Annotated in this window: 11 protein-coding genes; 2 read left to right on the top strand and 9 right to left on the bottom strand. The window is 69.9% G+C overall.

The genetic code is table 11. The annotated features are described in order from the left end of the window. The 5 genes from VGB75_19100 to VGB75_19080 all read right to left on the bottom strand — a co-directional run. The coding region (locus tag VGB75_19100; GenBank protein ID HEY0169157.1) for a hypothetical protein at nt 1–213 on the bottom strand (213 nt) is incomplete at its 3' end. Between the two features lie 57 nt (nt 214–270). Continuing rightward, complete coding sequence (locus tag VGB75_19095) at nt 271–1302, bottom strand: peroxidase family protein (GenBank protein HEY0169156.1); 1032 nt, start codon at nt 1300–1302, stop codon at nt 271–273. 236 nt (nt 1303–1538) lie between these two features. Then, complete coding sequence (locus tag VGB75_19090; GenBank protein ID HEY0169155.1) at nt 1539–2036, bottom strand: Fur family transcriptional regulator; 498 nt, start codon at nt 2034–2036, stop codon at nt 1539–1541. A gap of 32 nt (nt 2037–2068) precedes the next feature. Further along, on the bottom strand, nt 2069–3229 hold the full coding sequence (locus VGB75_19085) for an MFS transporter (protein HEY0169154.1): 1161 nt from the start codon (nt 3227–3229) through the stop codon (nt 2069–2071). Between the two features lie 186 nt (nt 3230–3415). Then, nucleotides 3416–3997 (bottom strand): helix-turn-helix domain-containing protein, encoded by a 582-nt coding sequence (locus VGB75_19080; GenBank protein ID HEY0169153.1) that lies wholly within the window; start codon nt 3995–3997, stop codon nt 3416–3418. A gap of 220 nt (nt 3998–4217) precedes the next feature. Here VGB75_19080 and VGB75_19075 point away from each other — a divergent pair, with 220 nt between their 5' ends. Continuing rightward, nucleotides 4218–5456, top strand: a complete 1239-nt coding sequence (locus VGB75_19075; GenBank protein HEY0169152.1) for a PQQ-dependent sugar dehydrogenase — start codon at nt 4218–4220, stop codon at nt 5454–5456. Nucleotides 5457–5500: 44 nt separating this feature from the next. On the opposite strand, the gene VGB75_19070 is transcribed toward VGB75_19075, so the two are convergent. After that, the gene (locus tag VGB75_19070) at nt 5501–6400 is read right to left on the bottom strand and encodes a MerR family transcriptional regulator (GenBank protein ID HEY0169151.1); all 900 of its coding nucleotides are present in this window, start codon (nt 6398–6400) and stop codon (nt 5501–5503) included. A gap of 99 nt (nt 6401–6499) precedes the next feature. On the opposite strand from VGB75_19070, the gene VGB75_19065 reads away from it, so the two are divergent. Continuing rightward, the gene (locus VGB75_19065) at nt 6500–6808 is read left to right on the top strand and encodes a hypothetical protein (protein HEY0169150.1); all 309 of its coding nucleotides are present in this window, start codon (nt 6500–6502) and stop codon (nt 6806–6808) included. A 385-nt stretch (nt 6809–7193) separates the two neighbouring features. On the opposite strand, the gene drmC is transcribed toward VGB75_19065, so the two are convergent. Genes drmC through drmA form a run of 3 tightly spaced genes read right to left on the bottom strand, consistent with a single transcriptional unit; the run spans nt 7194 to nt 13670 of the window. Continuing rightward, on the bottom strand, nt 7194–7958 hold the full coding sequence (gene drmC / locus VGB75_19060; protein ID HEY0169149.1) for a DISARM system phospholipase D-like protein DrmC: 765 nt from the start codon (nt 7956–7958) through the stop codon (nt 7194–7196). A 1-nt stretch (nt 7959) separates the two neighbouring features. After that, nucleotides 7960–9861 (bottom strand): DUF1998 domain-containing protein, encoded by a 1902-nt coding sequence (locus VGB75_19055; GenBank protein HEY0169148.1) that lies wholly within the window; start codon nt 9859–9861, stop codon nt 7960–7962. Between the two features lie 14 nt (nt 9862–9875). Next, a complete protein-coding gene (drmA, locus tag VGB75_19050; GenBank protein ID HEY0169147.1) occupies nt 9876–13670 on the bottom strand; it encodes a DISARM system helicase DrmA in 3795 nt (1264 codons plus the stop codon). Nucleotides 13671–13758 lie beyond the last annotated feature (88 nt).

The following is a 13758-nucleotide window of genomic DNA, read 5'->3' as shown; positions in this document are numbered from 1 at the left end:
CTCGTGGTCGACGGCCGGCACCGGGTCCTGCCACAGCTGCGGCTCGGCGACCCACGGGCCCAGGAAGCGGCTGACCGGGCCCATGTCGCGGTGCAGCAGCTTGTACCAGGCCTTGGCGAAGGCCAGCGCGAACTCGTCCGGGTTCTCCAGGAAACGCCGCGAGATCTTCTCGTACGTCGGGTCGAAACGCAGCGACAGGTCGGTGGTGAGCATCGTCGGCTTGTGCTTGCGGGACGGGTCGTGGGCGTCCGGGATGATCGCCTCGGCGTCCTAGGCGACCCACAGCTTGGCGCCGCCGGGGCTGGTGGTGAGCTCCCACTCGTAGGAGAAGAGGATCTCGAAGAAGCGGTTGCTCCACTCGGTCGGCCGATCGGTCCAGGTCACCTCGAGGCCGCTGGTGATCGTGTCCGGGCCCTTGCCGGTGCCGTAGGTGCTCAGCCAGCCCAGACCCTGCGTCTCCAGCGGGGCGCCCTCGGGCTCCGGGCCGACGTGGTTGTCGGCGGGTCCGGCGCCGTGGGTCTTGCCGAAGGTGTGGCCGCCGGCGATCAGGGCGACGGTCTCCTCGTCGTTCATCGCCATCCGGCCGAAGGTCTCCCGGATGAAGTGGGCCGCCGCCCGGAAGTCGCCGCTGCCGCGGGGACCCTCGGGGTTGACGTAGATCAGGCCCATCTCGGTCGCGCCGACGTCCTCGGCCATCTCGTTGTCCGAGACGTAGCGCTCGTCACCGAGCCAGGTGTCCTCCGGGCCCCAGATGATCTCCTCGGGCTCCCAGACGTCCACGCGGCCGAAACCGAAGCCGAAGGTCTTGAAGCCCATCGACTCCAGGGCGACGTTGCCGGCGAGCACGAGCAGGTCGGCCCACGAGACCTGCTGGCCGTACTTCTGCTTGACCGGCCACAGCAGCCGGCGCGCCTTGTCGAGGTTGGCGTTGTCGGGCCAGCTGTTGAGCGGGGCGAAGCGCTGCGCGCCCTGGCCGCCGCCGCCGCGGCCGTCGGCGATCCGGTAGGTGCCCGCCGCGTGCCAGGAGAGCCGGATGAACAGCGGCCCGTAGTGGCCGTAGTCGGCCGGCCACCAGTCCTGCGAGGTCGTCATGACCTCGTAGACGTCGCGCTTGAGTGCCTCGACGTCGAGGGAGGCGAACTTCTCGGCGTACTTGTAGTCCTCGCCCATCGGGTTCGACCGGGGCGAGTGCTGGTGCAGAACCTGCAGGCTCAGCTGGTTCGGCCACCAGTCCTGGTTCGTCCTCGGCCGATTCGATGCGGGCTGGGGGGACGGGATTACCGGGTTTTCACTCTCGGACACGTCGGTCGCACTCCTGTTCGCTGTCTGTTTGGCGGACTTGGTCTTGCTGTTGGGTGATTGGTCTTGCTGTTGGGTGATTGGTCTTGCTGTTGCGGGCTGGGTCTTGCTGTTGGTGATTGGTCTTGCTGTTGGTGATTGGTCTTGCTGTTGCGGGCTGGGTCTTGCTGTTGGGTGATTGGTCTTGCTGTGTTGGCGGGCTGGGTCTTGCTGGTTCTTTGGCAGGTGGTCTGACGCGGTCAGCTACCGCCGAGCGCCGCTGTCTCAGACGCCGCTGTCTCAGACGTCGCTGTCTCCGACGTCGCTGCACCCGACCCCGCGGCGACGCACTCGGGGCACAGGCCCCAGTAGACGACCTCGGCCTCGTCGATCACGAAGCCGCGGTCGTCGGAGGCAGTCAGGCAGGGAGTCTGGCCGGCGGCGCAGTCGACGTCGGCGATGACTCCGCAGGACCGGCAGACGGCGTGGTGGTGGTTGTCACCGACGCGCGCCTCGTAGCGGGCCACCGAGCCTGCCGGCTCGATGCGCCGGACCAGGCCTGCGGTGGTCAGCGCCCGGAGCACGTCGTAGACGGCCTGGTGGGAGACCTCGCCGTAGTCCTTGCGCACGTGCCCGATGATCGAGTCGGTGTCGGCGTGGGGGTGCTGGTGCACTGCGGTCAGCACCGCCACCCGAGGACGGGTGACCCGCAGATCGGCAGCGCGCAGTATGCGCTCAAGGTCCGAAACGGTAGGCATGCGCCGCAGTCTGACCCATTTTCTGGAACTGATCAAGTGCTGTCAGCCGACGGTGTGGCGATCTGCCGCTGATGCTGACCAGCAGCGTCGGCCGCTGCGAGGGTGGGACCGTCGAGCGGGTCCTTCCCGTCGGCCCGCGGCTCGTCGACCAGGCCTTCTTGGCGTTGCGAGGGCAGCCGCCAGCAGGTGAGCGCGCTGAGCGCGACCAGGGTGCCGACGGTGATGAAGGCGGTGTTCCGGGGAATCAGCGGGATCAGCAGGTTGCCCAGCAGCCCTCCGACCGCCATCGCCAGCGACATCGCCGAGACCGCCGTCGCCCGGTGAGCCGCGGTGACCCGCCCGTGCAGCACCGCCGACAGCAGCGGCCAGTTCGCGCCGTGAGCGACGTAGTAGCCGACGAAGGCGACGGCGGCGACCGGCAGCAGGTCCGGCCCGGCCAGCGCTACGAGAGAGAGGCCACCCAGGACCGCCAGCGCGGCACAGGCCGCCCGGGTCGAGCCGCGCAACAGCCGTCGCAGCGGCGTGGCAGCCAGGGCGGCCAGGGACGCGGCGGCGAAGGCCGAGGCCAGCACCGTGCCATAGACCGCCGCGCCGTCGTCGCGCCCACCGGCCAACTCGGCGAAGCGCACCGGTCCCAGCAGCTCGCAGGCCACCAACCCCGCGCCGCCGGCGGCGGTCAGCAGCAGCACCAGGCGCAGCGGGCCGTCGGTGACCGAGAGCCGGACCGCCGCCCCGACGGTCGCGGGCGTCTCGCGCGCCCCGGTGAGCAGCGCCGCACGCGCCGTGCCCTGGCGGGGTGGCCGCTGCTCGTGCAGCAGGGGCAGGACGGCGGCGATGAAGACCAGGTTGAGCGCGGCGGCGAGCAGGAACGGCACGGCGAGGTCGCCGTCGAAGACCGCCGGCAACAACCCGCCGGCGACGGCGCCCACCGCGAGCCCGCCGCCGTCGGCCGCGGAGTGCTTGGCCAGACCGGGCGCCACGTCGGCCGAGGAGTCGAGTCGGTGGACGGTGTCGACGTACCAGGCCTCGACCGGGCCCGAGTCGAGCGCGCGGCCGACGGCCAGCAGCAGCACTCCGGCGAGAAAGCCGCCGAACGAGTGGGCGCCGGCGTAGACCAGGCAGGACGCCAGGTGCAGGAGCGCGCCGGTGACGACGACCGGGCCGGCGTCCGAGGACGTCGGCCAGGCCGCCAGTGGGGAGTTCGAGGGCCAGGACCACCAGCCCGTGGACGGTGAACAGCAGGCCGACCTCGCGCAGGGACAGCCCTCGGGACAGGGCCAGCAGCACGGTGACCGGGGTCGTCAGGCCGACCGGCAGCCAGCGCAGGGCCGTCAGCCCCACCAGCCGCCGGGTGGCGGCGGCGACGGTGGCCGGCGCGCTCACGCCTGCTCTGACCGGGGAAAGGCCGCGGCGAAGAGGTTGACCTGGCGGGTGTCCGGGCCGGGCTCGCGGTGGGTCTGGGCCCAGCGGTCGAGCACGGCGTAGACCTCGTCCAGCACCTGCCGGGTCTCGGCCGGGGTGAGGCGCAGCACGTAGTCCGACAGCCCGGCGACGCCCGCCCACTCCCGGCCGTGCTCGCGCCCGCGCTCGACCCAGGACCGCAGCTCGCGGCCGAGAACCTCGATCTGCAGGCGCTGCATCTGCTCGTTGGCCTCCAGGCCTCCCGGCTGCTCGATCAGCTGATCGGGCTCCCAGTTGGTCATCAGGTGCTCGGCCTGCCACCAGCGCTCGCGACCGGTGCCGCGATCCGGCACCTCGGCGACGAAGCCGTGCTGGGCGAGCTGGCGCAGGTGGTAGCTGGTGGACCCGCTGGACTCCCCCACCTTCTCGGCGAGCCGGCTCGCGGTGGAGGGACCGTCCAGGCGCAGCAACCCGAGCAAGCGGACCCGCAGTGGGTGGGCCAGAGCACGCAGGACCTGGGGATCGCGAACGGTCACCATCTCGGGGCGGGGTGCGGGCATGGTCGGAACCTACTAATGCAAAGACTTCTTTGCAAGGAGTTCTTTGCATTGCTTCATCGCGGTGCGCCAGGGTGATCGGCTCTGGCGGTAGGAGTCTCCTAAGCTCCTGCCCGCATCCGCCGCCGACGGCATGGGTGGCCTCCAACGGCGAATAGCCTGGAACCGTGCGGACAATGTCGCAGGACCGTGGCGAACGAGATCAGTCGAAGGGTTGGCACGCATGATCGGATGCACCCGGTGGCGGGCCTCTGTCGCGCTGATCGCCCTGATCGCGTTGGCCGGCTGCGGGAGCAGCGCCGAGCCCGACGACGCTCCCGCCACCACCGCTTCGGCCACCGCCAGCAGTCCGGGCGCGGCCAGCAGTCCGGGCGCGGCCAGCAGTCCGGGCGCCGCCTCGAGCGCGACGCCCAGCACGGGCCCGTCGAGCACGACCCCGGCCAGAAGCACCCCATCCAACGCGGCGCCGTCCAGCGCGTTCCCCTCCAGGGCGCCCAATCTCGGTGCGCCGCAGGTGGTGGCACAGGACATCGAGGTGCCCTGGGGCCTGGCCTTCCTGCCCGGCGGTGACGCGCTGGTCGGCGAGCGCGACACCGGCCGGATCCTCAGGCTTGCTGCCGGCGGCGGCGCGCCCCGGCAGGTCTATGACGTGCCCGGTGTGGCGGCCTCGGGCGAGGGCGGGTTGCTCGGCCTGGCCGTCTCCCCCAGCTTTGCCAAGGACAATCTCGTCTACGCCTACTACACCGGCGAGCAGGACAACCGCGTCGTGCGCTTCCGGCTCGGCGGCGGCCAGCCCGAGGTGATCTTCGACGGCATCGCCAAGGCCGGCTTTCACAACGGCGGGCGCATCGCCTTCGGCCCGGACGGGATGCTCTACGTCGGCACCGGCGACGCCGGTGACACCCAGCGCTCCCAGGACCCGTCGAGCCCCAACGGAAAGATCCTGCGCCTGGCGCCGGACGGGACGCCGGCGCCCGGCAATCCGACCGCGGGGTCGCCGGTGTACAGCCTCGGCCACCGCAACGTCCAAGGCCTGGCCTGGGACTCGCGACGGCAGCTGTTCGCCACCGAGTTCGGGCAGAACGAGCTGGACGAGGTCAACCGCATCGAGGCCGGCCGCAACTACGGATGGCCGATCGTGGAGGGAACCGGCGACACCGACGGGGGGCGGTTCACCAACCCCCTGGTCACCTGGTCGACCGATGAGGCCTCCCCCTCAGGCATGGCCATCGCCGGCGACACCGCCTATGTCGCCGCCCTTCGCGGCGAGCGCCTGTGGAGCGTCTCGCTCACCGGAGCGGCTGCCGGGCAGTCCAAGCCCGAGCTGCAAGGACGTTACGGCCGGCTGCGGACGGTGGCGACCGCGCCGGACGGCTCGCTGTGGCTCACCACGTCCAACACCGACGGCCGGGGCGCCGTGCGCGACGGCGATGACCGCGTCCTGCGGTTCCCGCCACGCTGAGTGACCCACTTCGCGATGGCGAGCTGACTGCCTCCCCGCCGCGCTCAACGGGCTTGCGCGCTGAGCACGTCGGCAGAATCGATCAGATCACCGGTGAGTAGCTCCGCACCCGAGCACGTCGATACCCGCTCGGTCGCGCCGGGGCCGCCGAGCATCACCCGAACGCGCGAGCCAAGCTCTCGTAACTCATCGGCGACCGCATCCAGCCGCGCGGGGTCCATGGCCGAGAGCACCACCAGGTCAGTGCGCTGGGCCGCGACCGCCGAGCCGATCGCCGCGATCGGAGTGTCGGCTCCCAGGAAGCTGATCGACCAGCCCCGGCGCGCGAGCAGGAGTCCGAACATGAGCAAGCCGAGATCGTGCCGCTCGCCGGGCGGGCAGGCCAGCAGGGCGCGCGGTCCGGACTGCTGACCCCATCCGCGCGCCAACCCGGCGAGCCGACCGCGAATGATCGCCGTGGCGAAGTGCTCCTGCGCCACGCTGACCTGACCGGCGTGCCAGCCCACACCCAGCTCGCGCAACACCGGCAGCAGCACCCGTCTGATCGCGGTCTCGAGCGGCGCCGCCGCCAGCACCTCGTCCAGCACCGCTTGCGCTCGCGGCTCGACCATCGCCAACAGGGCGCTGCGCAACCGCTGACGGCTCATGCTGAGAAGACGAGACACCGCCGGGTCAAGTGGGCCACGAGCATCAGCCGGCGGGCCGGCCAGCACCGTGCGGGCCGCTTCAGCCGGTGGCGCCCCTCGCTGCACCAGCCGGAGCATCTGCCTGAGTCGTTGCTCGTCAGCTTCGGAGTAGAGCCGGTAGCCGCTCGGCGTCCGGGTCGGCTGCACCACCTGGTAACGCCGCTCCCACGCACGCAGTACGTGCTCGCTCAGGCCCACCCGCCGCGCGAGTTCGCCGATCCGGTACAGACCGACATCAGCGGGAGGAATGGGTTGCATCAAGCCAATCTAAACCTTAGACAGACCCTTGACAAGCTTAGCTTCTGAGGATTCAAATGGAGGTATCCCTAAAAGGAAACTGTGACTCAAGGAGGAACCGTGAACCGTATTGCCAGCGCGGCCGCCGTGACCGCAGCCGCTGCAGTTCTGCTCGTCGTGCCGGCCGGCCCGGCCAATGCCGCTCAGGACACCCGGTGCATGCAGGCCGGAATAGCGGCATTGAAGGACGCCGGAGCATTCAGCCAGGTCGCACGTTCGGGCCTGCCCATCGCCACCGCCGTGGCGCTGGGCGTGACCCCGCGCGCGGGCACCGACGTGTCCGCGCTGCCTGACACCCTGTCGCTGTCAGTGATACTGGCCGACCACCGAGCGGGTGACCAGAGCCTGTTCATCTACCCGTGGTGCTGATGCCCTAGCCGTCAGGCGGCGCCTACGCCGTCGGTCGCCGAGGTCCGTCACTTGAGCGGCCTCAATTCCTAGGACGTGCTCGGCGGGCTGACGTGCGACGCCCCTTGCTCACGTCGGCTGGACTTGGTCTGTGCCCGTTTGGCGTACAGCGCATGGGCATCAGCGACATACGACATCCACCGCCAGCCCGGCTGGCTGTCCACCATGTCGCGAATGATGGCCAGCCTCAGTCCCCTGCTTCGATGGGCGCGAGCACGTAGACATCAGCCAGATACCCCTAGGGGTCGCACGCTGAGGCGAAGGTATCCGCGCTGTCGACTGATTGGTCGCAGGGGCCGACAGCATCGAGGAGGTCCAGCCGCAATTCGGTTCGGTGGGTCACGGCTTAGGCATCGATCAGGACCGCCGAGGCGCGCTGACTCCCGATGTGGTTCAGGATGCGCCGCGCCCAGTCCCCACCGCGTATGAGCACGCCCGCCTCGACGTTGTCCCCGGACGCCTTCAGGCTCAAATTTGCACTAGTGAGGAAAACGGTGTGGTCATCTGCCACGGCGATCTTGGCATGGAGTGACGTCCAGCCGGTAGGGCGCTGATCACTGGGCCAGCGAAGCCGGGTGACCGCCAGGCCTGCCAGGGCGAAGGCGGGATCCTTGTTGAACTTGCCGTTGTCCTTGGGGTCCTCGGCCAGAACCGTGACCTGTACGTCTCTGGCAATGGCGCCCTTCAGCGCAGCTTTGAGCTCTGGATACATGTGGAGTGAGTAGGTCACCAGGAGCAGGGACGTCTGCGCGCTGGCGATGAGCTCCAGCAGGACGTCGTCGGTGCGACGGGCATGGACGTGGGCCGATGTCGGACCACTGAGTACGAGTTCGAGCTCCGGCTCGGTGCGTGCCAGCTCGTGGGCGTAGGCGGCTGCGGCGATCGCCGGGCCGAGTTCGCTCCCTGCAACGGCGGGGTATGCATCCCATGCCTTGAGCAGACGGCGAACGACAGCCCCGAAGTGGGCGGTGGGTACGACGGATGCTGCAGGTTCGGCGCCCGCCCGCGACGCATAAGGGGCGAGGGCCTCCGCGAGATCTCGGGCGTGCGAGGGCGTGAGCTCGCGCCCGAGCGCGGCGCAGGCCTTCAGAAGGGGGACCGGGACCGCCATGTCAGGCCGAGCCGGGGAGGCCGCCGAGGTGATGCAGCAGGTCGAGCTTCGGTTCCACGGCGTCGATCGGGACGACGAGTCGTCGGTCGAGGAAGCGGTTGCCCCGCTGGCAGCTGGTTTCCGACGCGAACAGGCACGCGTGACAGGCCGCGCCGTGCAGGGTGTCTTCGCTGTCGATCGGGGCGTGGTCGCCGCAGAGCGGATCGCTCGAGCAGCGGCGCGCGTTGCTGAAAGCCGCGTGCAGGATGCGTCCGAGTTCGTCCGGCTGCGCGAGCCGGACGAGGCCGCCGAGGGTGCCTTCGCTGTCACTCGCCGCGGTGTACAGCAAGATCCCGGCCTCGGCGCGTCCATCGCGGGTAGCGCCGTAGATCCGCTCGGTGATGCTGGCGCTGGCGTAGCCGCACTCGAGGGCGATCTCGCGGATCAGCAGGTGGCTGAGGGTGTGCAGCAGCAGGTAGCGGTCGCCGGGCCAGTAGTCGTGATGAGGCCCGTTCATCGCCCGGTTCTCCCGCCACTGCCGGTGGGCGCGGCGCAGGTTGTCCAAGTGCGGGCTCGCCTCGGCGACCGCTTCCCACCCGGCGAGGGTGTCAGGGTTGAGGTGCAGGAAGATGCCTTCGCCGCGGGTGATGGCTGCCGGAACCCAGGTGGGCTTGCCGCTCCTGACGAGCGGAGCGCGCTGGACGGAGTCTGGGTCGACCTCGCCGTACTCGGGGGCATCGATACGGGTGAAGCCGAGCAACGCCTTGGTCTCGCGGAGCCGGGTGACGGCCACGACGCGGCGCAGCAGCGGCTGCCAGCCGGCCGGGACCGCCGTGACGATGCGGGCTTCGTAGTCAGGGTCGCCCTTGGCTGCTTGGGTGGGGTCGGAGAGGGCGTGGTACTCCCGCTCGGTTAGGTCTTCGGCCTCGCCGGGCACGTCGTCGTGTCGGCGCTGGATCTCGGCCCAGACCTTGTCGAGGTCGAAGTCCTTTAGGGGCTTGAGCTCGTCGGCATATTTCACCGCGCCGTCGAGGTCAGCGCGGCTCTCAACAGACGCCAACTTGGGCCAGTGCCTGGTGACCGCCTCGTTGAGGGCGCTGCTCTGATCGGGGATGTAGAGGGCCCGGGCGACGATGCTGAACCACTGGTTGCTCGCGCCGAGCACCATCGCGCGGACCGTCTTGCCGCAGCCTGCGGCCTCGAAGGCTCCGAGGTGCGGGTTGCGGCCCCGGCAGACCGGCAGGATCTCCCTGTCCGGGTCCCTGTGGTGCTTGAGGGCGTCGGCCATCGACCGTCTCGCGTTGCAACTGCAATAGATCATGATTGCTGAACCGGCATTAAGCCCCGGATCATGGAACTGCAACTTCCCGTCGACTCCCGCAGGGCAAGGCTTTCGGCGGTGGACGTAGTCGACGTAGGGAAACTCGTCGAGATGACCGTCCTTGCAGGCTAGGACAAAACGGGCCGGCAGGGCGCTGGGCTTCACCTTGGCTTGCCGCGCCTGCGGGCAGTTCTCGTGGACGAACCGCGCCTCGTCGGGCTTGTAGGGGTTGCTGTTGCGGAACAGGAACGCCCCGGACATCCCGTCGGTCTGGACCGCGGTGAGCATGCTGCAGCGACTGCAGCGCATCCACCGCGGGAATGGCGTGACGGGCACTCCTACTCGGGCGTGGTCCCCGGTGGGCTTTTCGCCGGGAGCGCGCTCGAGGTACGGCGCCGGTCGCAACGCAGCGACCTGGCGACCGAGGACAGCGCGAACGTTGCGCAGCAGCCGGGGCTCGGTGAGGTCGGTGAGCTGGCTCTTCTCGTGGTCCCAGGCGTCGAGGCCGCGGACGATGACGCTCATGTTGGGCAGGTCGATGAGCGCGCCGACGCCGCCGGTGAACAGCAGCGCGTTGGGGCGCTCGGTGCCGACCCGGATCATCTGCCTGTCCTTGCTCACAGCGCCGCCTCTCCTTCCGGCAGCGAACCGGCGGGCACCGCGACGAGCCCGAGCTCGTCCAGCCCGTCCTTGCCAGCAAGCGACGCCTCGTCCTCCGCCTCGTCCTCATCGTCGTCGGGCTCGGCTTCTGCCGGTTCAGCAACGTTGTCCTTCGGTGGGCCGTACGCCCATGCCGGGCTTTCGGCGATCTCAGGTGCGGGGACGTTGACGATGAGGTTAATCTCCGGTTCGACTTCACGCAGGGACCAGCCGACGCTGAACAGGTCGTTGGTCCTGGTGGGGCTGGACACCAGCAGCGGTACGGCGGTGTCGCTCTGCTTGCGGTAGGTCAGGCCGGCGTTCTCGAGCTGCTTTCGCCTGGTCGCCCATGCATCGAGCAGGGACGCGGCCTGCTGTCTGGCTCGCTGGGCCACCGCCGGGTCACCGGTCACGAACCCGGCGCGGTCGGCGAGCACCTCGATGAGGGCGAGGACGTCCTTCTCAGCCTTGTGGTCGGGCACCTTGTGCGCGCCGGTCTCGGGCTCGAACTCGGGGCGGGCGTGCCGGACGAGCGCGACGAGTGCGGCGGCGAGTCCGCGGTCCATCGCCCGGTCGGCGAACGGCGTTACCGACAGCGCTTCGACCTTGGCGTAGGCGGTCTCGTGGTAGTGCGCGAAGGTCTCGAAGTGCGCGAGATCGCGTGGCCGGGCCCAGTTGTAGATCACGGTGACAAGGCCGGGGCGGTTGCTGTCACGTCCGACGCGCGAGGACGCCTGGATGTACTCGGCACTGTTCTTCGGTTGTCCCGTGACCACCATGAGCCCGAGGCGTGCGACGTCGACACCGACCTGCAGCATGCTGGTGGCCAGCAGCACGTCGATCGGCCGCCCGTCGAAGGCCCGCTTGCCGATCGCGGCCGCGTAGGCGGCCTCGGCAGCCTTCTTGTCCTTCGGGGACGTCGCGTCACGACGAGCCTTCGCGAGCGTTTGGATGTGCTGGTGCGCCGCGGTGCTGTCCAGCGCGGTGTCGAACTCGTTGCCGGCCGACGCGAGGGCCTTGCCGATGTCGGCGGAGTTGATGCGGCTGGTGAGCTCGGTGAGCATTAGCGGGGTCGGCCGGTTCGACAGGCCCCGGCGGCTCAGGCGACGGACCCGGCGGGTGATGTCGTCCTCCACCATGCGGCGCATCCCGGCGAGCTCGACTGTGGAGGAGAAGTAGTCGACGAGCGTCATGTACGGGTCGGCCGGGTTGCGCCCGATGCCGTCGTGCTTGTCGAACTCAGTCTGCGCCGCCCCGAGCAGGATCTGCGCGACCCGGATCTGCACCTGCTTGACCCGTACTCCGTGGGCGCAGATCCCGAGGTAGCGGCGGCCAGGCTTGTCCTCGGTGACGGGGATCTGCTCGGAGAAGAACGTGTCGCCGGCGTCGAACAGCGGCGGTGGGAACACCGCCGTCTTGCGGGCGAACAGCGCGTGCACCTGGCTGTCCGCGCGACGCACGGTGGCGGTGGACGCTACGACCTTGGACCGGACCTGCTTGCCGTTCACGGTCCAGCTCGCCAGCTGGTCGACGACCGTCTCGTACAGGCCGACCATCGTGCCGAGCGCACCGGAGATCAGGTGCAGCTCGTCCTGGATGATCAGGTCCGGCGGCCGAAGGGCGGTGATGTCCTTCGGGTGCGAGGTGGGCAGGCCCTTTTTGGCCGGGTGGACGCTCTTGCAGCCGACCTTGTCGGCCAGGTCCGGGTGCCGGAACCCGTGCCGCTCGCAGACGCTGCGGACCCGGCCGAACAGCAGCGCGGTCTGCCCGTTGAGCGGAAGCTGCGCGAACTTGTCGACCGTCCCGATGACCAGCGAGGGGGCGAGCCGGTAGACCTCCTCGTCGACGGTGACGACCGGCAGGCCCTCACCGAAGCCATCGCTCTGTTTCTTGCCGAACGCGCACAGCCCGTCCGGGTCGGCGCAGTAGAGCAGAATGCGGCGGCGGTCGTCGTCGCAGTCGGCGTTCTTCGCCGAGATCGGCAGCGCGCACCACGGGCAGGTGACGAGCTGCACCGGGTTGCCCTGCTGGCTGGCGCCCTGCCTGTCCTTCGCCGCCTCGACGCCTTCCTTCGCTCCCTCGTACCAGTTCGGGGACACACTCGACCCGACCCATAGGCCGATCCGGAACGGCTCGTCGCCCCACGGGTTGTTCGCGGTCTTCGAGGCGTCGCGACGCAGCTTCTCCGCCGCGCACACCAGCGCCGCCGCGCGCTGGAACTGCTGCGCGGTCAGCAGCCGCAGCGTGTACCGCATGAGCACCGCCACCCCCGCGCCGCCGTTCCGCGCGTCCTCGCCGGAACCGACGACCCCTTGCAGGCGGCGGATCGCGAACGTGAACGCGGTCAGGCCCAGGTACGCCTCGGTCTTGCCACCGCCGGTGGGGAAGAACAGCAGGTCCAGCAGCCCGGAGCCGTCATCGGACTCCGGCAGGCTGCGCTCCGGATGCGCCGGGTCGACCAGCGACGGCAGGTTCAGCAGCACGAACGCGAGCTGGAACGGCCGCCACGACCGCAGCTTCGGGTCGTCCGTCGCCGCCAGCAGCTCCCCGATCGGCTGCTCCGGGCTGGTCCGCCGGGCCGCAACCTCAGTGCGCTGCCGCTGATCGGCCATCACGAGGTTCGCGAACTGCCATGCCTGCCACGCCTGCCGGCCCCGTTCGGAGTCCTCCCCGAGCAGCGTGAGCCCCGCCTGCATCCGGCTGGCGATCGTGCGCGCCTTCGCGAGGTTCGCCTGCGCCGGCTGCTGATGCTTGGCCAGCGTCGGATCATTGGTGATCCGCGGGGCTTGCTGGTCGAGCCAGCTGCCGTAGCCGGTTGCGAGCGGCGTCAATGCAGCGAGCACGTCAGCCTGCTCTGCGGTGCCGAGCCAGCGCATATCCAGCTTCAGCCCGGCGAGCAGCGGCTGGTTGACCGGGTCGGGTGCGACAGTCTGCGCGATGTCGTACGTCGGCAGCGCCGTGCTCGACAGCCGCCACGCCCGGTCCTCACCGTCGCGCCGCTCCGCGACCGGGGCACAGTTCCGTCCGACCGCAAACTGCAACGACCCGCGATACAGCATCGTAAGGGCCGCCACCTCGGGGTCACCGATCGGACCCGCATTGCCCTCGGCGCCGATCTCGGCCGTGTCGCCGGCGACCGCGTGCGTGTCATCTGAATGCGGCAGGAACACCGCCGCCGCCCCGTCGAGCGCGCGGATGCTCAGCCGGCATTGGAACAGCTTCGCCGTGTCCCGGCGTTCGTTCGGCTCGGCTTGCCCGTTCACCAGCGACACATCCACGAACCGGCACTGCCCTACGATCCGCATCCGCGAGCGGATCACCACGCCCGCCGGAGCGCCTCGCAGCTCCGCGGGGGACTCGGCTTTCGTCAGGTCCAGCTCGACCTCGAACTGCTCCGGACGCCGTGTCCACGCCAGGTAGGTCTTGTCCTCATCGTCGGCGGTCTGCGCTCGCTCCTGCACGTACCTCCCCCACGCGCCCTCGACCAGGATTCGCTCGGTGTGGAGCGGGACCCGAAACGACAGGCCCAGCGAGGCGGGGGACATCGACCCCGCGGCCGCGGCGGCGCCGACCTCGTCGGCCCCGTTGCCGGTGCCGTCGTCCTTCGCCGTGTCGTCCGTCAGATCTGCCTGCAACGCAGACCCCCGCGGCGACAGCACCCCGAGGACGTAGCGCTCCCCCGGCGTCGCACCCTGCGGCAGCACCTCACGTTTATCGTCGGCCCACGGGCCGAGCAGGTCCTTCGCCAGCAGCCGCTCGATCTCGCCACGCACTGCCAGCGACGACTGCGGGCTGGATTTTCCTGCTGGGACTGCAGATCCACGGTTGTCAGCAGCGTCCGCCGGTGTCACGGCCACTCCG

Source organism: Jatrophihabitans sp. (assembly GCA_036399055.1).
Taxonomy (GTDB): domain Bacteria; phylum Actinomycetota; class Actinomycetes; order Mycobacteriales; family Jatrophihabitantaceae; genus Jatrophihabitans_A.
Note: the sequence above shows the minus strand (reverse complement) of the source record. Positions and strands in the feature narration are given on the sequence as shown.